We start from the raw sequence: 25414 nt of genomic DNA on the forward strand, positions 1-25414 counted from the left end.
CAAGCGTGCTGTCATACATCAAGCTCATATTCGGTATGTAAATCTCTAATTAAAGCCTCAGCGTGTTTTTTTTGAACAACTATACTGATCTTGATTTCGGACATTGTGACAGCAAGTATTTCTATCTTTTTTTCGCTTAAAACCTTGAGTGTGCAGTGCATCACAGACATAACACCAATACCAATTATTGAAATTTTAGCTATATTATTGTTTACGACATAATTTTCATTTTTGTTCAGCAGCTTTCTCATTGAGTCAACATCAAACTCGGAAATCACAAAGCTTGATCCATGTATCATGTTAATTTTAATATTTGCCCCTGCAATATCTTTTAGAATACACAACATATCTGCAAGGTTAGTGAAAGTTACAAGAGCTTCGTTAGTGCTATAAGTTATTCCGGTAATTAAGTATCTTTCCAGTACATCTTTTTCGTGTAGTACTGAAGTGCCTTCTACTTCCTCAAAAGTGGATAACACTTGCACCTTAATATTATGCTTCATTGCAAGTTGTACTGAACGATTATGCAATATTTTAGCACCAGATGACGACATCTCCAATATTTCATTGTAAGAGATAGATTTAAGCTTGCGTGCCCTTGGAACAATTTTTGGGTCTGCTGTATATATTCCATCAATATCAGTAAAAATTTCACAAGTCCTAATACCAAAGACTACAGCAAAGGCAATTGCTGAGATATCAGATCCTCCTCTACCAAAAGTAGTGATTCTATCATCGTGTATACCCTGAAAACCAGCAATGATTGCAGCAGTATAACCCTCAGCAAAAGATCTTTTTACATGGTCAATTTTTATCTTTTTTATTTTAGACTCAGAATAAAAATTATCCGTTACAATTGGTAACTGCCAGGCGAGCCATGATTTAGCATTAACTCCAACAGACAGAAGAGTGATAGCTAATAACCCGCAAGAGATTTGTTCTCCTGCTGAAAGCAGGACATCATACTCTGATAACTCTTGTCTACAATTTAAATTTGAAATTTGCCTGGCTTGAAAAGCCATTTGGTCAGTGAATCCTGCAGCAGCAGATACAACAGCAATTACATTATAACCTTTTTCAATATCGTTTTTTATTAGATTTGCAACTCGATTTAAGTCAGTTAGCGAAGTACCACCAAATTTTTTTATTATTATTTTGTTCATAGTTACAATAAGGTCAATTTCACCTTTCTAGAGAGTATAGTTGCTTAATTAAATGTGTTTTTCTGGTCACTAATTAAAGTGATAGAGGATCATTCATCTTTATCACTACCAAGGTCTTTTAACATACTGTAGTTGCCTTTTCTAAATTTACCTTTTAAAGATGTAACTCCGCTTTCGCTAATTCCACTTAAGCTTAATGCTGCTCCACCTAGCTGCAATCCAATCTCAGACGTCTCGGGAATAATTTTACTAGCCCCTAGATCTTTATAAACCTCCACATTATTCAAATCTGGTAAACGTATTATAATATTTACATGCGGGAAGTTTGTTGCAACTAGAGAAACTATTTTCTTTATAGTGACTTCGTTCTTTATTGAAACCACAAGAGCTTGAGCTCTTTCTATTCCTACTGATTTTAAAATTTCATATCTTGTAGCATCTCCAAGATATATAGGGAAACTGTCATTTTTTCCTTCTTTCACTATTTTTGATTGAATATCTACAACAACATAACTTAAATGCTCTGCAGTAAGCATTTTCGTTACCATATATCCCACTCTACCAAACCCGGCAACTATTACGTGGTTATAAAGATCTTGTGTGTCTGTTTCGATTGCTTCATCGTCTAGTATTATTTTTTCAGTGCTAAATGAATTTGCTATCCAGTCTCCAATTCCCGATAAAAGAGGAGTAAAAGCCATAGTTACTGTAGTTACCATCATAAGCACTTGAGCGATTTCACTTGATAGTACATCTAATTCATCTGCTAAACGGAATAAAATAAATGCAAATTCACCACCTTGTGCAAGCAGTAATCCAGCTTGTATTGCAGGTGCACTTCTAAATCCAAAAAATCTACACAATGTATATATAATGGACGTCTTTAAAACGATAAGGATAATTGATAATAAAGTAACGAGTGGTAACTTATTGAGTAAAAGGTCAATATCAATAGACATGCCAACAGTCATAAAGAATAAACCAAGAAATAAGTCTTTAAATGGCAATACTGCATGTTCTACCGAATTCCTGTGTTCTGTTTCTGCAACTAGTAACCCAGCAACAAATGCACCTAATGCCATTGATAAATGAAATTGTTCAGTAATAAATGCTGATCCTAATATTATCAGAAGTGTTGTTGATATAAAGATTTCATTACTCTCCATTTTGGCAATAACCGAAAACAATGGCCTCAGTAATAACCTACCAGTTACAAATATCAACACCAATGCAATAGCTGCTTGTACTAATGAGCCTGCCAACGAGCTTATTAAGCTGTGTTCAGAATTGCCAGTAAGCAGGGGCACTAGTACTATTAGAGGTACCACTGCAAAGTCCTGCATTAGTAGCACTGCTATCGACAATCTACCAACTTGGCTTGCTTGAGAACCCTTTTCTTGCAGAACCTGCAACACTATTGCTGTTGAAGATAGTGCAAGCCCACCACCAATAACTGCTGCCATGTTTATGCTCACTCCAAAGGCGAGAGCAATGCACCATATTGCTATCATAGTAACTATAACTTGGAGAGAACCAAACCCAAACACATGCCTACGCATGGCGATGAGGCGTTCAAATGTCAATTCAAGACCTATAATAAACAACAGGAAAACTACTCCAAATTCTGCGAAGTTATCCATTACTTCAGCTGAATGTATCAGATTAAATCCATGAGAACCAATCAATGCACCTGCAACAAAGTAACCAAGCACTGGACTAATATTCATTTTCCAAAACGCTATTACTATAAACACAGCAGCGGAAAGTAAGATTATAATATCAAACAAATGCTGAGAGCCACTGTGCATGATATTTACCCTGTAGAATTAGACCACTTGATTGAGCAACCAATACTTGATTTTTGGTCAATTGGAGGATTGCTAGTTTTTGCAATAAATTTCATCGCTTGAAATAAATCACTACTTCCTATTTCATAATTTTGAACTTTCTCTTTTTTTGCATTGTTAAAACGTCCACGATAACGAAGTTTTAAATCAGCGTTAAACCCAAAGAGATCAGGGGTACAAACAGCACCATACTCTTTAGCTACTTCTTGGTTACTGTCAATTAAATATGGAAATGTAAACTTATTTTTCTCGGCAAAATTAATCATGTTTTCAAAGGAGTCTTCTGGGTACTTATTCACATCATTTGGCATGATTGCAACGGTGTTTACCTGATAATCTTTTTTCAACAAATTAACATCGCTTACTAGATTGCTAATAATTGATTGAACGTAAGGACAGTGATTGCATATAAACATTACAATAAGACCATTTTCCCCATAGCAGTCACTTAATGTATAATATTTGTTATCCACTCCCAAGAGATTGAAATTCTTTGCAGTAAAGTCTAAATCTATCTTAGGAGTGTCTAGCGCAACCATAGCTCATAGAGAATTATATACCGTGTATAATTTATGATCTTATTGCTTAAATGTCAAATGGTTTCTATGTACACTGTTTGCATTTAGCATTGTAATTATAAAATTTATGTTCATAACCTTCGAAGGAATAGATGGTTCTGGTAAAACAACACAGTCTGAGTTACTTGCAAATTATTTCAAGCAAATTCACGGTGAAAATAATGTCGTATTGACTAGAGAACCAGGTGGTACTGATTTTGCAGAAAAAATAAGAGGATTACTACTTAAGGATAATATTGATCCTATTTCTGAACTCTTGCTGCTTATCTCGATGAGGCACGAACATATGAAAAAATTAATATTGCCAGCTCTTAAAGAGGGAAAGACAGTTATTTGTGATCGATTTATCGATTCAACTATTGCGTATCAAGGGTATGGACTAGGTGTTGACTTGAGTCTAATAAGAGACTTACACAAATTAGTGGAAATTAAATATCCAGATATCACATTTATTTTAGATATTGATGTTCAAGTTGGACTCAGCAGAGCAAAGGATAAAAATAAGTATGAAGAAATGAGCATTGATTTCTATCATAAAATTCGAAAAGGATTTCAAGAAATAGCTATAAAAGAATCTAATAGATGTAATGTTATTACTGGAATTGAAAAAAAAAGTGATAATCATGTACACAATGAAATTATTGATATTGCAAAGACTTAGCTATACGTATTGAACTTTTGCTAACCTAAACAGTTACTGCATTAACCTGTGGTAAAAAATTATCAATTTTAGGTGACGTTATTTCATACGAAAGACTCTCTTTTTGATTAGCTAAAAAACTTTGTATTTCATTTTTAGGTTTTTCACTTATTGTTCTATATATTCTTGCGCGATTAATTAGCTCATTTCTACTATTCTTATTGCTTACTTCAGTTATGGTAAAAAATTGATCAAAGTGACTTAAAAGATCCTCATTCTTTATTAAAGATGCAATATCATCAATGTCTTTTACGTATAAAGCAAGTTTGTGCGCTTTGATACGATCCTCAAAACAAAAGTATGTTACAAAACTTATTTTTTGTGGTATCTCTTGTTTTTGCTAGCAAAGATTCGATCTCGTCTTGGCAACGCATTCTCTTAACTGACTCAGCAGATACCTAGAACATTTTCTACTACAGATTTTTTCTCACAACCAAAAAGAAACGTATAATATCCCATAGACAGAGTCAAGAGAAGGAATATAGCTGGAAGCAAGAATGGAGCAAGTACATTTTGCGATCCAGGAAAGATAAACCAGATAGCAGTTGCTGCTGATACAGCTAAAAATAACCCTGACATAACGAGTTTTATTTTTCTTCTGTATCCGTTATCAATAACCGTATTTACGCCAATAAAAGCCACATCAACCATTGCTCATACCTCACTAAAAGTAATATTAGCTTAATAATAGCATTGTTGTGATAAGAAATCAATATTATGAATATTTTAACTAATTTATAAAATCATCCAACCAAATAGAAAAAAGGCAAAAGAAGTCCCGAATAGCAAGTTTTAATAATTTAAATTGATAATGTGCTAACAAGCGCGATTTGGCTGAATGTAGAAAAAGTTTAAAAGACATGCAGCCGCTATAATTTTTGTGTAATTTGCCAATAAATATCTGAGTTTTTTTACTGAATTTTGTGATTGAGCTGCAGGTCAAAAACAAGGATAAATACTCTTATTGGTAAGATAAGAGGCTGGTGAAGTTTGTCAAGTGATTCTTCTATCCGAAAGGGCTTTGTTGCATGGCTCAAGTAAAAAAAACTGGAAGTTACTGACAGAAATCATTATAAAACAGGTATTTAACCACCAATATGCCAGTCAAAATGAAGGTCAGTAACTGCTACGAATATAACAAATTTCTTCAAAAAAGAGGAAATGTTTTTCATTTTGTTAATCAAGCCATAGAAAATTGGTATGAAAATAGTCCAAAAGTTGCAGGTGGCAATAACATTTATAGTGATAAAGTTGTAATTTTGATACATATAGTAGTCCATTTTTTTAGGATTGGCTTAAGACAAGCAGTTGGTTTCGTAAAAGGTTGTATAGAGCAAATGGGAAAAGACCTCAAAGTCATTAGCTATACTCAAGCTTCTAGAAGATTCAAAAAGCTTAACTTGAAAATTGATGATTGTAGAATTGATAAAAATGGTATGGAAAACATTGAAATAGCTATAAATAGCACCAGTATTTGTATCTATAACAACACCCATCAACGTAATAAAGAAAATGCAAAAGTAAGAAAATATAATGGATATGATCAAGTAAGAAAGTTACATATTATTTTAAGTATAAATAATAAAAAAGTTATAGATATGAAGTACACTAATGGTACTACACTTGATTATCATGCGATATGTTAAAGGGAACAGTAGATAAATATAATATTTCATCTGTTCGCGCAGATGCAGCTTATGATAAAGCTAGTATGTATAAAGTGTGTAAAGGACATAATATAAAACCAATCATTCGACCAATAAAAGGTGCGAAAATCTATGAGAAAATTGATTATCAATTAGAAAGAAATAGCAACATTAATGTGATTAAATTATGTGAAAACTATGAGAACGGTATAAAGAAATGGACACAAGAAACAAAATATGGACTAAGATCCTTTGTTGAATGTTTTTTCTATAGGTTGAAAAAAACGTTTGGGTTTAGTCTCAAGAATAAATCTGAAATAAATCGTGAAAAAGAACTACTAATTAAGTGCTATTTGCTTAATAAATTTACTGATATAGGTATGGCTAAGTTCGAATTAGCTGCATGAATTTACTGTACCTACCTGCCTTATCAGGAGCTACGCAACAAAGCCGACTGGGATGACAGGAAAAAAAGGCATTCTGATGACACTATTAGTGATGATTGTTTTTATACAGAGTTTTTTCCTTTTAACTCTTACCAAAAGAAATTGCCTGAAGGTAATAAATTTTTGGTGCCAATGAGGAAAGAGGTGGTTTCTAATCTAAAGTTTTTACTAGCCAATGAAATCGCGCGATTTGCAACAGATCTTATTAAAGAGCAAAAAAAAAGAAGACAAAAAATCGGAACTAGGTTTTGAGGAGCTACCAAATGATATAGAGAAGGAGATAGAAAAGTATACAGATTATAATATAATTGATGAAGTCTTTGATAAGGGATCTTATCTATATGGTGCGGAGTGTGTTGATAGAAATTTGCAACGTTCTTTTGTAGATTTGCTCTCATCGAGGATAACAGGTTATGAAAATGGTCCTAAAAAAACTAAGGATTTTTTAGAAGAGAAAGGAAATTATGTATATCTAAAGAAAAGCATTTTTGATAATCCTAAGCTTGTTAAAGACATAGTAAAGCATATAGTATCTCTGACATGCCGTTGTTTTGATACTCCAAATACCGAGGATGATAATCCAATTACCGAGGATGAAATGAATAAAACTCTGAAGTTCGCAGTTGTTGATTTAATTTGTAAGGCACTACCGCACCTACCAATTGATTCTATGTGGCATACTTCCCATAAAGAAAATGAAGATGAGTATTCAATTTTGGCTCCTGTTATTGATTATGATAATTACATAGAGTTTTTAAATGAAAAAGAAGTTGATCATATTAATAATAAGGTGTTTGGTGGTTCACCTAAGAATTCAGTTATAGGTAAATCACATAATGGAAACTCAAGCAAATTCCTTAGGCCCGACTACTATGGTGAAGGTAAAGGTGGGGATGATGCTTCGGCTAAAGATAGTGGCTTTGGCGCTTCTTCAGCACGATCTTCTTTTAATAAGCCCAAAACAACATTTAACCAACCGTCTGTATCACAGCCTGACCAGCATTCTGCAAAAAAGCAGACATCAACTAGTAAAAAATCAGATTGCTGTATTTTATAGCTCAAGAAAATTAGACTATTTGAGGACGAATTGTGAATGAAAGGTTATTTGCCAAGGTATAGCTGCCTTGGCCTACAAATCTTGGTTTCTTCATCGTTTACCATTTCATACCACTGGGCAACCCAACCAGTGGTTCTTGCAAGTGCAAAAATGGATGTAAACATACTTGAAGGGATACCGATAGCATTCATTATTATACCTGAGTAAAAATCAACATTTGGATACAACTTACGTGTAATAAAATACTCATCCTTTAAAGCTATTTCTTCAAGTTTTTTTGCAATTTCAAGTAATTCATTGTTTTGCTCTAGTTTGCTTAAAATCTCATGACAAGCATCCTTTAATATAAGCGCGCGCGGATCATAGTTTTTATAAACACGATGTCCAAATCCCATTAGCTTAAATGGATCTTTATCATCTTTAGCTTTCTCAATGAATCTATCTACATCTCCACTTTGCTCTATCTCTTTTAGCATATTTATAACTGCCTCATTAGCTCCACCGTGTGCTGGACCCCAAAGTGTAGCAACTCCTGCAGACAGGCTTACAAATAGATTAGAACCAGCTGACCCTACCAATCTGACAGCTGCTGTAGAAGCATTCTGTTCGTGATCAGCATGAAGAGTAAATATTTTATCCAGAGCTTTTACAAAAAGGGTATTATTAACAGCACTGCCAAATATCATATTTAAGAAATTCTCACTATAACTTAATTTATTATTAGCATTTATGAATTCCTGATTGTTGATATGTCTATAAATCATTGCAACAATTGCAGGAACTTTTGCTATTGCAGAAATTCCAAAATCTAAATCTTCACCATTGACATTGTTGCCATGCATTTCATGGTAAGACGCTGACAAATTTGCAAAACATGCAACTAAAATCGACATAGGGTGAGCAGTTTTTGGAAATGCTTTGATTACATTTGTAACTTGCTCTGATACTTTGGATGATTCTTGTATTTTGAGAAGAAATTTTTTGTGTTGCTCTGAACTGGGTAATTCACCATAGAGCAATAAATAAATCACAGCAGTAAAATTATTATTCTCTGCCAAATCAGCTATATTATGTCCCCTATATTTAAGAACTCCTTCATCTCCATCAATGAATGTAATTGTAGAAGAGCATGAAGCTGTAGAAACAAACCCTGGATCGTAAGTTAATAATCCTGTTGTCTTATATAAGTCCTTAATATTTAACACATCAGGACCTACTGTTCCACTTAATACGGGCAGATCAATTTTTGACCCATTACTTAGTTCCAATAATGCTTTTTTATCCATCACTTGAGCTACTTAATTTTATACAGAATATACGAACTGAAGAGTATATATTAATACAGCTAACTTTACATTAACAGTATTAAGCGGTCATCAATGCTTTTACTTTTGCATTTAAGCGACTTATTTTACGCGCAGCGGTATTCCTATGAATGACACCTTTATTTACACATTTGTGTAAATTGGATTCAGCATTCCGAAATGCCAAGACAACATTCTCTTTATCACCAGACTTGATTATATCAACTAATCTTCTAATAGCAGTACGAGTTTTGCTTTTTCGCATCTTATTTACTAAAGTACGCTTTGCTATTACCTTCATCATTTTTTTAGCACTCTTATGATTTGCCATATATTAATACCTGTACTTTTCTTTTAATTATAAAGTTTTTTTGTTAATTTGCAATATCAGTTTTTTCTGCAATTAATCTACTACTTCTTTCTTCAATGATTTTTTCTAAACTTTGCAAGAATTCATTTTTGTTTAACCCAGGATATATGGGAGGTAATATTTCTATTACCGCCTTTCCGGGATTCTTTCTCAGAGAAAGTATGCTTTTTGGCCAAAACAAACCAGTGTTTAAAGCAATCGGTAACACAGGAACAGATAATACGCTATATAAAGCAGCAATACCCGATTGATATTTTATATTTTGGTTTATAGTTGTTCTTGTACCTTCAGGAAATATTATTATGCCTCTATTTTCTTTTATACACACTTTTGCTAATTTCATGATATGACGCACAGAACTAATACCATCTGAGCGGTTAATAAAAATCATTTTTAATGCCATGAGATGCAAACCAATGAATGGAATCCATTTCAATTCACGTTTTAAAATAAAAACTGCTTTTCTAAAGAGTAGTATAAAAATAAATGTTTCAAATGGAGATTGGTGTTTAGATGCAATTATAAAAGGTTGCTTAGGAATGTTTTCCATTCCCCTCACTTCATATTTAATGCCACATAATAAACGCAACATGAATAATACAACTCTCACCGAGCAAACAAGGAAAATGGTTATTACACACTCAGGAAAGAAAATTACAGGGAGAGTAATTAAAGTATAGAATACTTCCCATAATATAAGGAGTAAATTAAATAATAAACTTGCAATCACAAACACACGTAAACTTATTTGAATTTAACTTTACTACAAAACTAAAAGCAATAAGTTTAATTATTGATCATCTGAGTAATAGGATGAGAATCAGCTAATTTGTCCTTTAACTTTTCGTTAGCAATATGAGTATATATTTGTGTTGTAGAAAGATTAGTATGGCCAAGAATTTTTTGTATCAGCACAATATTTGCTCCGCTATTCAGTAGATGGGTAGCAAGAGAATGCCTAATCACATGTGGAGAGATTTTATTTTCATCAATATCGCACTTTCTTGCTAATTCCTTTATTAATTGACCAACTCTTTGCCTTGTAATTGGTTTATTAGGTTTATCACCTGGGAATAGCCAATCAGATTTTTTGTTGTTAGGGAGCAGATTGTCACGAATTGATAAATAATCTTTAAGGCTTTGCAATGCTTGTTGATTAAAAAAGATTTGCCTTTCTCTGCCACTTTTTCCCTTTATTATTATGTAGCCTTCCTTACCATTACTGTTTACTAAATGTGATACTTCACATAACTTCATATTGATTAGTTCAGAAACACGCATCCCGGAAGAGTAAAGAATATCTAAAATTGCACATAGCCTTTTACTGCTTATCTCTTTATTCGATCCGCTTGCTGATTTTTTTACTGTTTCCATGAGCAAAAATATTTCTTGAACACTTAAATACTTAGGCAAAGGACGGGAAACCTTTGGATTTCTTAATTCATTATCATTAGCCGGTGCTGGATTAAAATCTATTATTCCATCATTAAATAGGCACTTATAGAAATTTTTGATAGCAGATATTTTTCTTGATATAGAGCTAGTTTTATATTTCTTTTGTGTACGTAAAAAGTTTACATAATCTTTAATATTAGCTTTACTTGCACCAACTAAGGTCGTGCCTCCTTCTAATAAAAATTTTTCAAGTTGGTGTAAATCTGAACGATAACTTTCCAAAGTATTTTGTGTAGAGGATTTTTCGGAAACCAAAGTATCTATGTAATACGTTATGTAAAGATCCTCTTTTTTATTTTGTGGTTGTTTATTTTTCATTATCAGCTCCTATATTTATTTCTTTGACTATAATTTGATTAAAAGTATTTTTTGTATTTTTTATAAGAAAATATGAGATAAATAAAACATTTATCAATAAAGTAAGTACTACAAACCTTTGTTTTAACCTTTTTTTTAAATTTGATCTTATTTTTACCATATTTCAATTATAACATCAAATCTATAAAAAACATCCTGTAAAGTAAGTTTTACTATCATATAAAATATTCCTTAGCTATGTCTGTTTATGCTTATTACATCATAGTATTTATTATAATTTTAACATAAAGAGATAGTGATTTCAACTTCATTATTGTATGGGTATTAATAAATCTTTAATATATATAACAAATGTCTTGCAGCAGAAGGAATCACTTGGGACTTTTTTTTAATAAAGTGTTAATAAAAGGAATGGTTACATTTGATCCTATGGATTCACTATCTATTTTTTCTATAATTTTATTAATGCTGTGGAAAGAACGTTCTATTCTTGCTAGAATATAATTAATCACTTTTAAATCAATTTTTAACTGTTTATCTGAAAACCGTTTTATTAGCATAATTCTTAATAATTCCTCGCTTGCAGGCAAAATTTTTACGCTGGTAGTTGACAATATTCGGGAGCTTAAATCTCTTAGTTTGAAGTTAAGCTTTTTTGGTGAAATTGAAGAAGTGATTAGCAGTCTCTTATCATTTTCTTTCATATAATTATAACAATGTAACAACATTTCCTCATCTTTAATGTTTTGTACATCCTCTAAAATAAACGCATCGCTATACCTAATTTCGCTTACAAAATTATTCACATTGATAAAAATTGCATTGTTTATTGATTGCCAAATATGAGCAAGGTGAGTTTTTCCAGAGCTGTTAGGTCCAAAAAGAATCAGGCATTTCCAAGATAAATCGTTAACTATTGAGTTATATACGTGCTTATTTTCGTCTAAGGTGATATAGTTTTGCCAGCAATAATCAACTTGATTATTGCTAAATAAATTTAATTGCACGTAAAGCCTCTTACATTACTACTTTTTGATAATAATTTTTGCATAAAAATTTACTTGCATCTCCCAAATGTATCAGAGGTCCTTTTTCTTTTTATCGTGAACTAATTAGCCATTTTTATAAAGCTCACTTTCAAAATATTTATTGACTGCATATTCTACTAATACACTGAACATTCCTATTATTGGAATAAAAAATAATATACCTATAAACCCAAAATATGAGGTGCATATGACAACTCCTAAAATAATGATAGTTGGATGTATATGAACTTTTTTTCCTATTAATAAAGGCACTAATATGCTTGAGTCTATTAATTGACCAACACTAAATAATAGCAAGACAGCAGTACTTTCAAACCATCCACTAAATTGAGTAATGGCGCTCAAAAATCCGATAATAGTGTATAATAATGGCCCTATATAGGGTATAAATGTTAATGTTCCTGATAAAATTCCAATAGCTACAGAATGCTTCAGCCCAATTATGCTAAGGCCCACGGAGTAAAAGATCATCATGACTATACATACGTTTAACTGTCCCTTTAGGTAATTAGATATAATGAAATCTACTTTGGAAAAATAACCTGCAGCTTTTTCTCTGTAAAGAATGGGAATTAGTTTATTAGCCTTTTCTACAATTGCAGGCCAATCACGTAATACATAAAAAAACACCACAAGCGTAATAGCTATTAATGATACCATGTAAATCAAATTAAAGCTTGAATTTAGCACTTGAATTATAAGATTACTGCCCATACTAAGAGCATTTATAAAATAAGATATATAATCACTGTAATTTTCTACTAGATTTTTAGACAAGTGATCAAATAAACTATCTTCAGTTTTTATATTAAGAAATTCTAGCACAGAAGGAATCACTTTAAGCTTTAATGAAGGTATCTTATTCACTAAGAAATTTAATATTAAAGTAATTTGAAAATATATAATAGGTAAAACAAATGTGATAACTAATATAAAAGCTATCAATAAGGTAAGTATTATAAAAACTACAGAACATGAACGTGGTATTCTATATTTTTCAAACTTGGTTACTAGCGGGTTAAATAGATGTGCAACAAAAACAGATATTAGACACGGAACAATCATAGGACGCATCAAAAATAATGCCCCTATTATGAAAAGCAGTACACAACAAATAGTTATATGACGTTTTTGCATGTGTTTAGAATAGTTAATTTACCGAAAAATATACAGTTTTTTGTAAGTACTATCTATTCATTATTTTATTAGGCATGAGATCAACCAAATTTTCACTCAATTGCCAACTAGATAAAACCCCGTTATGCGGGTTATCTGTAAAGCCTCTCAGATTAACGATCTTAATCGAATTTCTATTTAACAATAGATCATCTACTGCCTTTGCCAATTGTGCAGGATATGGTATTAAGGTGTCTCTTTCATGATTAATGACTACTATTGGTATATTATCATTTTGTAGCTTTTGTATATTGCTTACTATATCAAAATCTAAATTTAGGACCTTAAGCATCTTTTTCAATAAGCATGAGGGCAGTACACTTAAAATTTTTGCTTGAGGAATTGGAAAATGCTTTATTGCATTATGAAAAGAGCTGAAAGTGCTAGTAAAAATAACGCCTCCAAGTTTAATATTTTTGTCTGTAAAATATTTTAATACTTCTGATGCAACTGCTCCTCCAAAGGAATGGCCGAAAAGTATGATGTTTTCAGGTTTTACACCCTTGTCCATTAATTCATTGATTTTTTTTATCGCAGACTGAGATAAGCTTTTATTCTTATTTATAAATGGAATCATGAGTATTGATATAGACAAAAAAGTGCAAATCAAAGCTGATAATATTGCTGAATTCGCTGTCCTAGACGTCATTGGGTTGGTAAATAATATCAGAGCGGGTGATAATATGGATATTCCTAAAAATAAGAAACTAGCTATTGCGTAAGTTATATAGTTTTGAAATGCAATTGGGTATTTATGTGCATGAGTGTAGAAATTAGACCTATGGAGATATGTAGATCTATCTTGTATATACCTGGACGCATTTTTATAATTATCACCTATTCCATGAAAAAATATAAGATGTATCTCATTTTCTTTATTATACTTAGCAACGTGCATTATTTCCCTCTAACATATATTACACCTAGTAAAAGAATATTCTTTTTTGAGAATTGGATCAAACTTTTTTAAAATGCTAGATAACTTGTATTAACAACGAAAATGATAAGCATGTACACTAACAGACTTGAGGAATACAAGATAGCAGCATTAATAGTTGCAGCAGGAGTAGGCAGTAGATGCAATGCCAAAATCCCTAAACAGTATATAAAACTGGCAGGTAAGTCTGTTTTATTTCACACAATTAGAAAATTCTTAGCTAATCAGTACATAAGTTACATAAGAGTGGTAGTAAATGAAAGTCAAAAAGATTTCTATAAAGAAGTTACGTCATCAACTATAGATACTAAATTGCTGAGTCCAGTATGTGGAGAAAAAAGCAGGCAGAGTTCAGTTAAACTTGGACTGGAGAGTTTGCAAAAGATCAATCCAGATTTTGTTATTATACATGACGCTTGTAGGCCTTTTGTATCAAATATTCTAATAAACAACTTGATTGAATCTATGATTAATGGTCAATATACAGGAGTAGTTCCAGCAATAGAAGTCGAGGATACTATATCGTTGGTGAGTAATAATTTCGTTGAATCTACGATTTCAAGAGAAAAACTTAGAGCCATACAAACCCCTCAAATTTTTAATTTCAGAGAATTATTATCGTGCCATCAGTCAGTCAAAGAATTTACTGATGATTCATCACTAATGGTGGAGCATAAAAAACATGTTGCGATTATTGAAGGTAAGAAAAAGAATTTTAAGTTAACTACAAAAGAGGATATCAATATGGCAAAACTTCTCTTTGGAGAGCCAAAATTGCGTGTCGGAACCGGTTATGATATACATAAATTTGTTAAAATTCAAAATGATGCTAAGAGCTTTATAAAAATTTGCGGTGTGGAAATTGAGCATGATATGGCAATAGAGGCACATTCCGATGGTGATGTTGCAATACATGCAATCGTTGATGCAATACTCGGAGCACTAGGATGTGGCGATATAGGAGAACATTTTCCTCCTAATTCCTCTAAATGGAAGGATTGCAATTCATCTCATTTTCTTGACTTTGCTGCTAAAAAAGCACAGAAAAAAGGATATAGCGTGTCTAATTTAGATATTACTATAGTTTGTGAAGAGCCTAAAATATCGCCTTACAAAGCAGGAATGAAGGAATTCATATCAAAAATATTAGAAATTAATGGTGAATTCGTAAATATCAAAGCAACCACAGCGGAAAAATTAGGTTCTATTGGAAGAAATGAGGGAATAGCAACGTATGCTTCTGTGCTATTGCGTGCAAATTTTTATTGAAGGTAGAAACGAAATAACTTACTTGACAAACTCCACCATTTCACTTCCATTGCAAGGAAAATGGGAAGGTTTGTCAAGAAATTTCTATGAGCTACTTTCGACATTAATAGCTGATTCAAGTCTTCTATTCAAAATTTTCAATATAAAATCCAATTCATTTGAGTTGTTATAACGTATCATGACTTTACCCTTAGAATTACTGTCATTAATTTTGATCTTTAAACCAAGCTGAGAAGATATAGCTCCTTCTAATGCTGCCATATCTTGATTTTTAGTACACTTATGCTCTTTTCGGTCGTTATTTTGTTGTAAGTCTTTTATCAATTTTTCAGTTTGTCTAACGCTCAGGCCCTGAGAAACTATTCTTTCTGCAAGACTTTCCGCATTTTCAACATTAATCAATGCCCTTGCATGGCCCATAGACAATTTTTTCTCGTTGATCATTGTTATCACTCCATCAGGGAGTGATAACATTCGAGTCATATTGGTTATGTGACTGCGGCTTTTGCCTAAAGTTGAAGCTAGTTCTTCGTGTGTATAGGAGAATTCATCTATTAGTTTCCTATACGCTTCACCTTCTTCTATTGGATTAATGTCTTGCCTCTGTATGTTCTCAATTATCGATACTTCTAAGCATTCCTTGTCATTTAAATCTTTTATGATGACTGGCACACTATCAAGATTTGCAATTTTACTTGCCCGCCAACGACGTTCCCCTGCTACTATTTCATAATCGTCATCATTTGGATCTTTGCGCACCACAATAGGCTGTATAATGCCATTTTTCTCTATCGAACTTGCAAGTCCTTTCAATGACTCTTCATCAAAATATTTTCTCGGCTGAAATTTGCTCGGATGCAGTAATGAAACGGGTAATCGATCTTCCTTATTATCATAATTATCGCCTATGAGGCCGGCAAGACCTCTACCTAAGCGCCTATTATCCTTCACGCCGCACCCTCACTTATCAGCTTTTTCTCTTTACAGATGCTCATGTGTTTCTTTAAAATTTCTTTTGCCAAACTTATATATGCTTGCGCACCAGGACACTTAAAATCATATACAATAGCGGGTTTCCCATGAGAAGGCGCTTCTGATAACCGTACGTTACGTGGAATAATGGTCTCATACAATGGGATGATAGTTTTATATACTTTATCATTTAAATACTGGCAAATATCATTTTTTATCTGCTCACTAAGTTTGTTGCGTCTGTCATACATTGTGAGCAATATTCCTTCTATTAGCAGGAAAGGGTTTAGGTTATTTCTTTTTATCAGCTCTACAGTCTTAACTAAATGGCTCAATCCTTCCAGAGCGAAAAATTCACACTGAAGAGGAACAATAATCGAGTCAGCAGCGGTCAGAGCATTGATAGTAAGCAGACCAAGTGATGGAGGACAATCGATAATTATGTACTCATAATTATTACGTACTTTCTCTAGCGTATCTTTTAGTACGAATTTTCCCTGCTCAAGTTGTGATAGCTCAATTTCTGCAGCTGATAAGTCAACCACTGATGAAATCAGCGATAGATTTGGAATTTCCTTTATATTGAAAATTGCCGATTCCACCAATTCACTTTCGCTGCTCAGCAGTATTTTATATATATTTTTTTCTTCCCTGCTACGATAAGAAATCCCAAGTCCTGTACTAGCATTTCCTTGAGGGTCAAGATCTACCAGTAAAGTACTTTTTCCCACAGCAGCAAAGGCTGTTGATAAATTTATACTAGTTGTAGTTTTACCAACTCCACCCTTTTGATTTACTATTGCAATGATCTTGCTCACGCCTTTTATCTTATGTATAAAATAACTCTATTGTATATATGCAAGAAATTTTTGCATTAGAAAAATTTTTTTGTTGCCAGTCATGCTCAAAGTAAACTGCCTTTTTTTGTCTTGTGTAACACACTTTGAACCTTATTTCCTAACTCATTCAGAGTAAATGGTTTGGGTAAAAAATGGAAGTCTTCTATATTGATTTCATCGCTCTTTAAAAAAGCATCCTCTGCATACCCAGAAATAAAAATAACTTTGATGTTTGGCCTATGTATCAATGTTTCTTTAACTATTTCTGGACCACTCACCTCTGGCATGATTACATCAGTGATTATTAGATCTATGTGTTGATTTTTTTTTCTAATGATCTCTAGTGCCTCGCTGCCTATACTCGCTTCTATTACATTAAATCCTTTTCTTGTAAGAGCCTTAGCAGTAAATTCCCTTACTGAATCTTCATCTTCAATTAATAAAATTATACCATTACCTTTAATCTCTACCGGTTTCTCTATTTCTTTACTATCTTCCTCTTTATCATTTTCATCCGATATGTAAACTATCGGCAAAAATATGCTAAATTTAGTTCCACGATTCACTTTGCTAGCAACATAGATGTATCCTTCGGTTTGTTTAATAATGCCATATACAGTAGAGAGGCCAAGACCTGTACCAGAAGTAATATCTTTGGTAGAAAAAAATGGATCAAATGCCTTTTCAATTATATCACTCGTCATTCCACATCCAGTATCAATCACTTCAATCACAACATAATTCCCATGTTCAATCGTTTCCTTATCTGGAGAAAACATATCCTGAGGTGTAGAATTTAATGAATCAACCTTTTGATTAAAGGTTCGTATAGTTAACTCTCCCCCCTTTTCCATAGCAGCACCAGCATTAACTGCTAAGTTAAGCATAACTTGCTCTAATTGTCCTTGGTCAGCCCTAACAGCACCCAAATCGCTACCATAATAAATATTAAATTTTATATTTTCACCTATTAATCTTTTGATCATTTCATAAAGATTAGCTATCGTACCATTTACATTAATAATCTTTGGCTGCAAAGTCTGTCTTCTTGAAAAAGCAAGCAGTTGTCTTACTAAATTTGACCCACGTTTTGCATTTTGCTGTATCTGTATTATATCTCCAAAAGATGGATCGCTAGCTGAGTGCTGGAGTAAAAGCAAATCACAAAATCCTATTATTCCGGTTAATATATTATTGAAATCATGTGCAATACCACCTGCTAACTGCCCTATAGCTTGCACCTTTTGATAATGCTCAAGTTTTATCTCTAGTTTTTTACGTTCAGTATTATCAATAAAATAACAAAGTATGAACATCACTTTATTATGAAGAAACTTATTAAAATATATTTTCATGTTATTACCGCCATTGAGCTGCACATCAAAGGACGCATTATTTATCCTATTACTTGAAAAATATTCACGCACTTTCATATGATAACCATCTGATATCAATGCAAAGATAGAACCATTATTTGACCCCGCAAGTCTTACTAATGCTATATTTTTCTTTATAAAATTGCCATTTATGTCGCATTGTGCAATAGCAATTGACGAATTTGTAAAACAAGGGTGTAGTTGATAATCAACAATATTTGATTCAGTTGGTGTTATAAAGCCGTGTATATAGCTATGATTGTATTTATCACAAAATATAGCAGTACTCATATAAGCCTTAAATGGAGCACCGCTTATAGTAAAAAACATAATTTCATTTTTGGTTATTGTATCGTCATACTTAGATTGAGATATAAAATCATTGATTGAGCTACCTTTTTCCAATTTTTTTAGTTCAAACATGTCTAAAAATCTTTTATTTACAGATAAGATACCTCCTTTTGTATTTGCAACGTAAGTTGCTATATTGTGTTTCTCTATCAACTCTTCATATACCTGCTCTTTGTTTACCTGTGTTGCCTTCAGTACAAAATACCCATTCGGTCTTGCTATTGGGGCTAATGATAAATTTAAAGTCTTATTACTATTTATAGCAATTTGTGGATTATCCGGTATTGGTTCAGAGAGCAAAAGAAAGTTAGATATTCTACTCTTCTTGCTTAAGGAAATGCATACTTTTACAGAAGTGTTATTTCTTAACGCATGATAGAGTGATTTTCTGTCTTTTTCTGAAACATCTCCTGCTTCAAGAATTTTATCTAGCGTAACATCATCGTTTATGTGATCTTTAAACCTTTCGTAGAACCTCGCATCAGCATAAATAATACCCTCATCTTTATGTAAAATGAGACAAAACTCTGTATTATGATTCAGTGCATTTGCAAATATTGCATTTTGAAACTCTATGATATTAAGTAGATACTTGTAACGTTTTATATTATATACCACAAAGAGAGTCATTAGAGTACTAATTAATAAATTAATCTCTATATTAACATGCTGACTATATACATTAGAAAAATAGAGTACTGATATTGCTATTGGAGGTAAGAACATAATGACTGCCATCACAATAATTGACATCCCATAATTTCTTAGTATGAAGTCAACTCTGTTCTCTTTTTTGTTATCTATGTATCTTTTACTCATTATTGTTGCTTGGCATCCTTGCACATATAAAAATATTCTACTATATTGATTTAATTATTATAGATTTATTAACATCCTTGATGAGTAGTTACTATCCCAATCTAATTGAGTCCTGTAAATATAGAGTACAATAATATTAATAAGCCAACAGAAGGCATTATGGAAAAACAAAAGACACAAGCATTTGAATGGTTTTGCGCACTGAGAAACAAGATCACCGAATCTTTCTTATCAATTGAGGTACAGTCATTCACAGAACCAAAAATCGAAAAAAGAAAGTGGAACCGACCAGGTGGAGGAAGTGGTGAATCTACAATTATCTTTGGTAATATTTTTGAAAAAGTTGGAGTAAACGTTTCAAGAGTATACGGAAAGCTCGCAGACTCAGCCATTAATGAAATTTCTGGTGCAAGTGAAAGCAATGGAGAATTTTGGGCAAGCGGTATATCTTTAGTGTCTCACATGCAATCTCCCCTTATCCCTGCAGCACATATGAACACAAGGCTGATATATACCTCAAAACAATGGTTTGGTGGAGGAATGGACTTTACTCCAATTTATAAAGATGAGGAAGATTATAAGTACATTCACGAATCAATTAAAGCAACTTGCGATGAGTTCAACATCGAATATTATCCGAAATTTAAAAAGCAATGTGATGATTACTTTTTTTTACAACATAGAAAAGAGCCACGTGGTATTGGTGGAATTTTTTATGACAATCTAACTTCTGGCAACTGGAAAAATGATTTTGAGTTCACAAAAGCAGTAGGTGAAGCTTTTTTAGAAATTTACTTGCACATCATACACAAATATATGCACAAATCTTGGACAAAAGAACAACGAGAAGAACAATTGATAAAACGTGGCAGATATGTGGAGTTCAATCTTCTTTATGATCGTGGTACAAGGTTTGGTTTAATGACTAATGGTAACCCCGATGCAATTATGATGTCGATGCCGCCTCTTGTTAAGTGGGTGTGAAAAGCGGTTATTAATATAAAATAAATCGTTATAGTTTAAAATTGTACCACAATGGTGAGCTTTTATATAGAGGGGTACAATCATGGGTATAGTAGATAGTTTTTTAATTAAATCCGCTAGAAATAGCAATATAAGAGGCGTGAGGCTAGCTTTAAGTCTTCATAATATAGTAAACAGCTTTGAAAAACTCTTTTCTAGAATTAATCCTTTTAGGAACAAGGGGTCATTTGACTTGAATAATGATCAAACTTTAAATCGAGCTTTAGAGTATGCAGTAACAAATCTTGATCATAATGTAATGACGTTACTTATTAGTGCTGGAGCAAATATTAATGAAATAAATAATAGTATAGGAAATGTAATCCTTCAATACAAAATAGCATCAGAAGCTATGCAGTACGGAGATAAGGACAGTCTCAAAGATCGTAAAGAAAAATGTTGTTTAGTGCTTGGTGAGCTAATAAAAAAAGAAAGAAAAGAAATATTGGAGATTTTGAAACAAACGGAAAGTTGTGACAAGCTTAAAGAGGAAGTAGAGCTAAAATTTAAGGCCAACTCACCTAAAAAACCTCCTAGAATTTTTGAACATGATGATATTTTACTTTTAAAAGAGCCCATTTATGATGAGGTATATGACGCTAAGGTTAGTAACTCATTAGAAGAGTTGAGCGTATCGGAAGAATCCATTTATGCTGAAGTATATGATTTGCATAAAAGATCTACCGAAAATTTATCATTGAAAGATAGTGGTTATTCTAGTATATCAGGAGAACCTATTTATGAAGATGTAGATGATTTCTCAGAGCAAAAAAAGCCCACTAGCTTAAATCATAAAGAGCAACCAGAGCCTATTTATGCTAAAGTAGATTTATCGAAAAAGAGATCAGAAAGACAAGCAAAACATATAAAAGATAATTCTGGGACTTATCATGGATTAGTGAAGGATAAAGTGAATAATTTGCAAGTAAAACTAAATGAGCAAAGTACTAATAAGCCAGCGAGTCAGCAAATCAAGACCAAGGCTGGCTTTAACGTAAAAGAAATAAGGCAAAATTTTGAGCGTAGAGATTCTGGATATGATTCTGGCTATGATTCAGATACAAAAGTTGAACAAAAATTAGATTTAGGATCTAAAGCTCCTAAATCTGAGATAGGTTCAGTAAGCATTGAACATGGGGTAATAGGAGGCTGTCGATATAAAATCACTGATATATCACTCTAACTGTGTGATTCAAAATAATTGAATTGACTTTATATGTATAATCGATATAACTCAGTTAGATTCAAGTCGACTCTTTCGTCTAGTGGTTAGGACACCACCCTTTCACGGTGGTAACACGGGTTCAAATCCCGTAAGAGTCACTCAAACAGAATGCAAATAACTAAAGTTTTGAATGAAAAAAATTAGGCTTTATGTTGAAGAAGCTTTATCACAAAATGTAAGTTTGGCGCTTCATCCACGACAAAGTCACTATATTTACAATGTAATGCGGCTTAAGAAGCATGATAACATCTATCTTTTTAATGGAAAGGATGGAGAATGGTTAGGAGAAGTAGTGAATATATCAAGTAAATCGACAAAAATTATAATAAAAGAACGCACTAAACAACAACAACATGAAAAAAATCTATATTTGTATTGTGCTCTGGTAAAAAGCGGCGCCTTAAGCAACATAGTAAGACAAGCAACTGAAATGGGAGTAACCTGCATTCAATTTATTTCAACAGAACGTACAGTAGTAAAAAACATTAACCTAAGTAGAGCGAAATTACAGGCAATTGAAGCTGCGGAACAATCCGGTAGGACAAGTATACCACAGATTTTTCTTCCTATTAATTTCTGTGAATTATCCGATTCCCAGAATAAAAATTTTGTTTTGTGTGATGAAACAGGTGAAGGACAACCTCCTAATAAAGTTCTAAAAGGCAAGAAAAACGTTGCTATTATTGTTGGCCCCGAAGGTGGTTTTTCATCTTACGAACTTGATTCTGCCAATAAATTTTGTCAGAAACTGAGTCTAGGAAAAAGAATTTTGAGAGTTGATACTGCTGTAGTTGCTGCATTAACCTTCACCAATTGGTATAGCTAGATTTTTTAATATGGCTAGTGCAACTTGACACTCTATATAAAGAAATCTGCATTATATTTTTCCTAAAAGAAATAAATGAAACTTGCATTTTTCCGAACTATCGATACTCTTAGTAAAGAAGTCGGGGCGTAGCGCAGCCTGGTAGCGCATTTGGTTTGGGACCAAAGGGTCGGGAGTTCAAATCTCTCCGCCCCGAGATTAGAAAAATTACAAGAGCACTGTAACCTAAGAGCAATTTTTATCAGCAAGTAAATGATTGACAGCAGAATGAAGCTTTTTTCATATAAATCACTGCATATCATATTCTATCGCTCAAGTTTATAAAATAATTGACAATGTTAATTTTCTAATTTATAAATGGATTTTGAAGTGATTACCGAAGGAGGTATAGAGTTTGATTGAAGTATCAGTCCATTATGGTGATGTAGATAGAGCTCTTCCAGTGTTGAGAAAAATAATTCAAAAGGAAGGAAGAGGGCTCAAAATGAAAAAAAAATATCACGAAAAGAAATCAGAGAAAACAGCTAAAAAAAAAGCTGAAGCAAGGAAAAAGAGGTATCAGCAAGAATGCAGAAGACAGCGTTATGGTTGGTAGTTTTTACTAAGGTTAATAATTAGTTATCTTATGAATATTCATGAATATCAAGCAAAGGAAATTTTACACAAGTTTAATGTCCCGGTACCAAAGGGTTTTGTTGCTACATCTGCAGAAGGAGTAGAAACTCAAATAAATCAACTAAAATCTGACGTGTTTGTGGTTAAAGCTCAGATTCATGCAGGTGGTAGGGGTAAGGCTGGTGGTGTAAAGCTAGCAAAGTCAGTTGAAGAAGCTCAACAGTTTGTAAAGAACATGATTGGTATGACTTTAGTTACTCATCAAACAGGGCCAAGCGGGCAGCAAGTAAGAAAAGTGTACGTTGAAGAAGGCTCAAGCATTAAGAAAGAGTATTATTTAAGCCTGGTAATCGACCCGAAGCTCAGTAGGCCAATATTCATATTTTCCTCAGAAGGTGGAATGGACATCGAAGAAGTGGCAAAAAATTCTCCTGCAAAAATTGTGAAATTTGATATTGATTCTGCTACAAGTTTTGATAGCAGCAAGTTAAGCAGCAGTTTTCATTTGAGTCCAGAACAAATAGAAAAGATATCGAACATTGCAAAAAAAATATATGATGCGTTTATTGCAACTGACGCGAGCCAAATTGAAATTAATCCACTGGTTGAAACAAATTCTGGAGATTTTATTGCGCTCGATGCGAAAATTAATTTCGATGACAATGCTTTATATCGTCACCCAGAAATTATGGAACTTCGTGATTATGATGAAGAAGTGAAAGAAGAGATAGAGGCTTCAAAGTATGGGCTCAGTTACATCAAAATGGATGGCAGTATTGGTTGCATGGTAAACGGTGCAGGTCTTGCGATGGCAACAATGGATATAATAAAATACTACGGAGCAGAGCCTGCTAACTTTTTGGATGTTGGTGGTGGAGCGAGTAAAGAAACTGTAACTGAAGCATTTAAAATCATATTGTCTGATAGCAACGTAAAAGGAATTCTGGTTAACATATTTGGTGGTATAATGCGTTGCGATATTATCGCAAGTGGAATTGTTGCGGCTGCAAAAGAAATGAGCATTAAAGTTCCTCTAGTGGTTAGATTATCAGGTACTAATTTTGAAGAAGGAAAAAAAATCTTAGAAGAGTCAGGATTAAATATTATTGCTGCAGATGAACTGGGTGATGCTGCGCAAAAGATAGTAAAAGAGGTAAAATAAAGCATGTCCGTTTTAGTAAACAAAGATACAAGATTAATATGCCAGGGTTTTACTGGTGCACAAGGCACATTTCATTCAGAGCAAGCAATTGATTACGGAACGAAAATGGTGGGAGGTGTAACTCCTGGAAAGGGTGGTAGCACTCACCTTAATTTACCGGTTTTTAATACTGTAGCAGAAGCCAAAGAAAAAAACGGTGCAAATGCCACAGTTATATATGTACCTGCTAAATTTGCTGCTGCTGCAATACTTGAAGCAATAGATGCAAAAATAGAATTGATAATTTGTATTACAGAGGGCATTCCTATACTTGATATGGTGAAAGTTAAGCGTGCGCTTATCGGCTCAAAAAGTCAATTGATTGGTCCCAACTGCCCGGGAATTATTACACCTGAAGAATGCAAAATAGGAATTATGCCTGGCCATATCCATAAGCGTGGACACATAGGAATTATGTCTCGCTCCGGAACTTTAACTTATGAAGCGGTAGCACAAACAACCGCTGTTGGTCTTGGTCAGTCAACATGTATAGGAATTGGAGGGGATCCAGTTCATGGTATGACATTTGTTGACTGTATGGAGCTCTTTTTAAAAGATGACGATACTCATGGTATTGTAGTTATTGGTGAAATAGGTGGAAACGAAGAAGAAGATGTATCACATTTTGTGAAAACAGAAAAAACTAAAAAGCCAATCGTTGGTTTTGTAGCAGGCCAAACGGCACCTCCAGGAAGACGTATGGGACACGCTGGAGCAATCATCTCTTCCAGCGGTGGAAGTGCTGGTGCAAAGTTAGAGGTTATGCGCAGTGCTGGGATTGCGATTGCAGAAACCCCTGCTGTGATTGGTAAAAAGGTGTTAGAAGTAATGAGTGTCAGTGCCTAGCCTAGG

23 protein-coding genes, 2 tRNA genes and 1 pseudogene are annotated in these 25414 nt (G+C 33.2%); 12 read left to right on the forward strand and 14 right to left on the reverse strand.

What is annotated here, in order from left to right; all coding sequences use genetic code 11:
• Positions 1 to 11: 11 nt before the first annotated feature.
• The 3 genes from OOT12_RS06675 to OOT12_RS06685 form a co-directional block, all read right to left on the reverse strand.
• Positions 12 to 1163, reverse strand: a complete 1152-nt coding sequence (locus tag OOT12_RS06675) for an aspartate kinase (protein ID WP_264375201.1) — start codon at positions 1161 to 1163, stop codon at positions 12 to 14.
• A gap of 89 nt (positions 1164 to 1252) precedes the next feature.
• Positions 1253 to 2971: a monovalent cation:proton antiporter-2 (CPA2) family protein gene (locus OOT12_RS06680; protein ID WP_264375200.1), complete on the reverse strand. Its 1719-nt coding sequence runs from the start codon at positions 2969 to 2971 to the stop codon at positions 1253 to 1255.
• A gap of 5 nt (positions 2972 to 2976) precedes the next feature.
• On the reverse strand, positions 2977 to 3549 hold the full coding sequence (locus OOT12_RS06685) for a thioredoxin family protein (RefSeq protein ID WP_264375199.1): 573 nt from the start codon (positions 3547 to 3549) through the stop codon (positions 2977 to 2979).
• Between the two features lie 106 nt (positions 3550 to 3655).
• Between OOT12_RS06685 and tmk the strand changes: the two genes are divergently transcribed.
• A complete protein-coding gene (gene tmk / locus OOT12_RS06690) occupies positions 3656 to 4249 on the forward strand; it encodes a dTMP kinase (protein WP_010403811.1) in 594 nt (197 codons plus the stop codon).
• A gap of 426 nt (positions 4250 to 4675) precedes the next feature.
• Here the strand turns inward: tmk and OOT12_RS06695 are convergent, their stop codons facing one another.
• A complete protein-coding gene (locus OOT12_RS06695; RefSeq protein WP_264375198.1) occupies positions 4676 to 4939 on the reverse strand; it encodes a hypothetical protein in 264 nt (87 codons plus the stop codon).
• A 446-nt stretch (positions 4940 to 5385) separates the two neighbouring features.
• Between OOT12_RS06695 and OOT12_RS07495 the strand changes: the two are divergent.
• Together OOT12_RS07495 and OOT12_RS06710 are read left to right on the forward strand one after the other, a co-directional pair.
• Positions 5386 to 6341 (forward strand): annotated as a pseudogene (locus OOT12_RS07495) (IS5 family transposase).
• Between the two features lie 214 nt (positions 6342 to 6555).
• Positions 6556 to 7437 carry a hypothetical protein gene (locus OOT12_RS06710; RefSeq protein ID WP_264685265.1) on the forward strand — a complete coding sequence of 294 codons (882 nt, stop codon included), beginning with the start codon at positions 6556 to 6558 and terminating at the stop codon, positions 7435 to 7437.
• A 44-nt stretch (positions 7438 to 7481) separates the two neighbouring features.
• Here the strand turns inward: OOT12_RS06710 and OOT12_RS06715 are convergent, their stop codons facing one another.
• From OOT12_RS06715 to OOT12_RS06745, 7 genes are all read right to left on the reverse strand, one after another.
• Positions 7482 to 8723: a citrate synthase gene (locus OOT12_RS06715; RefSeq protein ID WP_264375196.1), complete on the reverse strand. Its 1242-nt coding sequence runs from the start codon at positions 8721 to 8723 to the stop codon at positions 7482 to 7484.
• 79 nt (positions 8724 to 8802) lie between these two features.
• On the reverse strand, positions 8803 to 9072 hold the full coding sequence (gene rpsT / locus OOT12_RS06720) for a 30S ribosomal protein S20 (protein WP_007302369.1): 270 nt from the start codon (positions 9070 to 9072) through the stop codon (positions 8803 to 8805).
• Positions 9073 to 9115: 43 nt separating this feature from the next.
• Positions 9116 to 9841, reverse strand: coding sequence for a lysophospholipid acyltransferase family protein (locus OOT12_RS06725; protein WP_029237643.1), 726 nt, complete (start codon positions 9839 to 9841; stop codon positions 9116 to 9118).
• 56 nt (positions 9842 to 9897) lie between these two features.
• Complete coding sequence (locus OOT12_RS06730) at positions 9898 to 10884, reverse strand: site-specific tyrosine recombinase (protein ID WP_010404031.1); 987 nt, start codon at positions 10882 to 10884, stop codon at positions 9898 to 9900.
• A 371-nt stretch (positions 10885 to 11255) separates the two neighbouring features.
• Positions 11256 to 11891, reverse strand: a complete 636-nt coding sequence (locus tag OOT12_RS06735) for a DnaA ATPase domain-containing protein (RefSeq protein ID WP_015588224.1) — start codon at positions 11889 to 11891, stop codon at positions 11256 to 11258.
• Between the two features lie 105 nt (positions 11892 to 11996).
• Entirely contained in the window at positions 11997 to 13070 is a 1074-nt protein-coding gene (locus tag OOT12_RS06740) for an AI-2E family transporter (protein WP_264375194.1), read from the reverse strand.
• Positions 13071 to 13119: 49 nt separating this feature from the next.
• Positions 13120 to 14007, reverse strand: a complete 888-nt coding sequence (locus tag OOT12_RS06745) for a PGAP1-like alpha/beta domain-containing protein (RefSeq protein WP_265032275.1) — start codon at positions 14005 to 14007, stop codon at positions 13120 to 13122.
• Between the two features lie 102 nt (positions 14008 to 14109).
• Here OOT12_RS06745 and ispD point away from each other — a divergent pair, with 102 nt between their 5' ends.
• Positions 14110 to 15315 (forward strand): 2-C-methyl-D-erythritol 4-phosphate cytidylyltransferase, encoded by a 1206-nt coding sequence (ispD, locus tag OOT12_RS06750; protein ID WP_264685267.1) that lies wholly within the window; start codon positions 14110 to 14112, stop codon positions 15313 to 15315.
• Between the two features lie 84 nt (positions 15316 to 15399).
• On the opposite strand, the gene OOT12_RS06755 is transcribed toward ispD, so the two are convergent.
• From OOT12_RS06755 to OOT12_RS06765, 3 genes are all read right to left on the reverse strand, one after another.
• Positions 15400 to 16266, reverse strand: a complete 867-nt coding sequence (locus tag OOT12_RS06755) for a ParB/RepB/Spo0J family partition protein (protein ID WP_264375190.1) — start codon at positions 16264 to 16266, stop codon at positions 15400 to 15402.
• Positions 16263 to 17105, reverse strand: coding sequence for a ParA family protein (locus OOT12_RS06760; RefSeq protein ID WP_264375189.1), 843 nt, complete (start codon positions 17103 to 17105; stop codon positions 16263 to 16265). Before OOT12_RS06760 ends, OOT12_RS06755 begins: the two co-directional genes overlap by 4 nt.
• Before the next feature lie 86 nt (positions 17106 to 17191).
• Entirely contained in the window at positions 17192 to 19672 is a 2481-nt protein-coding gene (locus OOT12_RS06765; RefSeq protein ID WP_264375188.1) for a response regulator, read from the reverse strand.
• A 159-nt stretch (positions 19673 to 19831) separates the two neighbouring features.
• Between OOT12_RS06765 and hemF the strand changes: the two genes are divergently transcribed.
• From hemF to sucD, 8 genes are all read left to right on the forward strand, one after another.
• On the forward strand, positions 19832 to 20656 hold the full coding sequence (gene hemF, locus OOT12_RS06770) for an oxygen-dependent coproporphyrinogen oxidase (protein WP_264685268.1): 825 nt from the start codon (positions 19832 to 19834) through the stop codon (positions 20654 to 20656).
• A 232-nt stretch (positions 20657 to 20888) separates the two neighbouring features.
• The gene (locus OOT12_RS06775) at positions 20889 to 21878 is read left to right on the forward strand and encodes a hypothetical protein (RefSeq protein WP_264685269.1); all 990 of its coding nucleotides are present in this window, start codon (positions 20889 to 20891) and stop codon (positions 21876 to 21878) included.
• Between the two features lie 68 nt (positions 21879 to 21946).
• A tRNA-Glu gene (locus tag OOT12_RS06780) sits at positions 21947 to 22018 on the forward strand.
• Positions 22019 to 22050: 32 nt separating this feature from the next.
• A complete protein-coding gene (locus OOT12_RS06785) occupies positions 22051 to 22746 on the forward strand; it encodes a 16S rRNA (uracil(1498)-N(3))-methyltransferase (RefSeq protein WP_015588133.1) in 696 nt (231 codons plus the stop codon).
• A gap of 122 nt (positions 22747 to 22868) precedes the next feature.
• Positions 22869 to 22942, forward strand: a tRNA-Pro gene (locus OOT12_RS06790).
• A 198-nt stretch (positions 22943 to 23140) separates the two neighbouring features.
• Positions 23141 to 23341, forward strand: a complete 201-nt coding sequence (rpsU, locus tag OOT12_RS06795; RefSeq protein WP_007302350.1) for a 30S ribosomal protein S21 — start codon at positions 23141 to 23143, stop codon at positions 23339 to 23341.
• Positions 23342 to 23371: 30 nt separating this feature from the next.
• The gene (gene sucC, locus OOT12_RS06800) at positions 23372 to 24523 is read left to right on the forward strand and encodes an ADP-forming succinate--CoA ligase subunit beta (RefSeq protein ID WP_264375184.1); all 1152 of its coding nucleotides are present in this window, start codon (positions 23372 to 23374) and stop codon (positions 24521 to 24523) included.
• Positions 24524 to 24526: 3 nt separating this feature from the next.
• Positions 24527 to 25408, forward strand: a complete 882-nt coding sequence (gene sucD / locus OOT12_RS06805) for a succinate--CoA ligase subunit alpha (RefSeq protein WP_264376525.1) — start codon at positions 24527 to 24529, stop codon at positions 25406 to 25408.
• Positions 25409 to 25414 lie beyond the last annotated feature (6 nt).

The sequence above is a fragment of the Wolbachia endosymbiont (group B) of Parapoynx stratiotata genome (assembly GCF_947250635.1).
Lineage (GTDB): Bacteria > Pseudomonadota > Alphaproteobacteria > Rickettsiales > Anaplasmataceae > Wolbachia.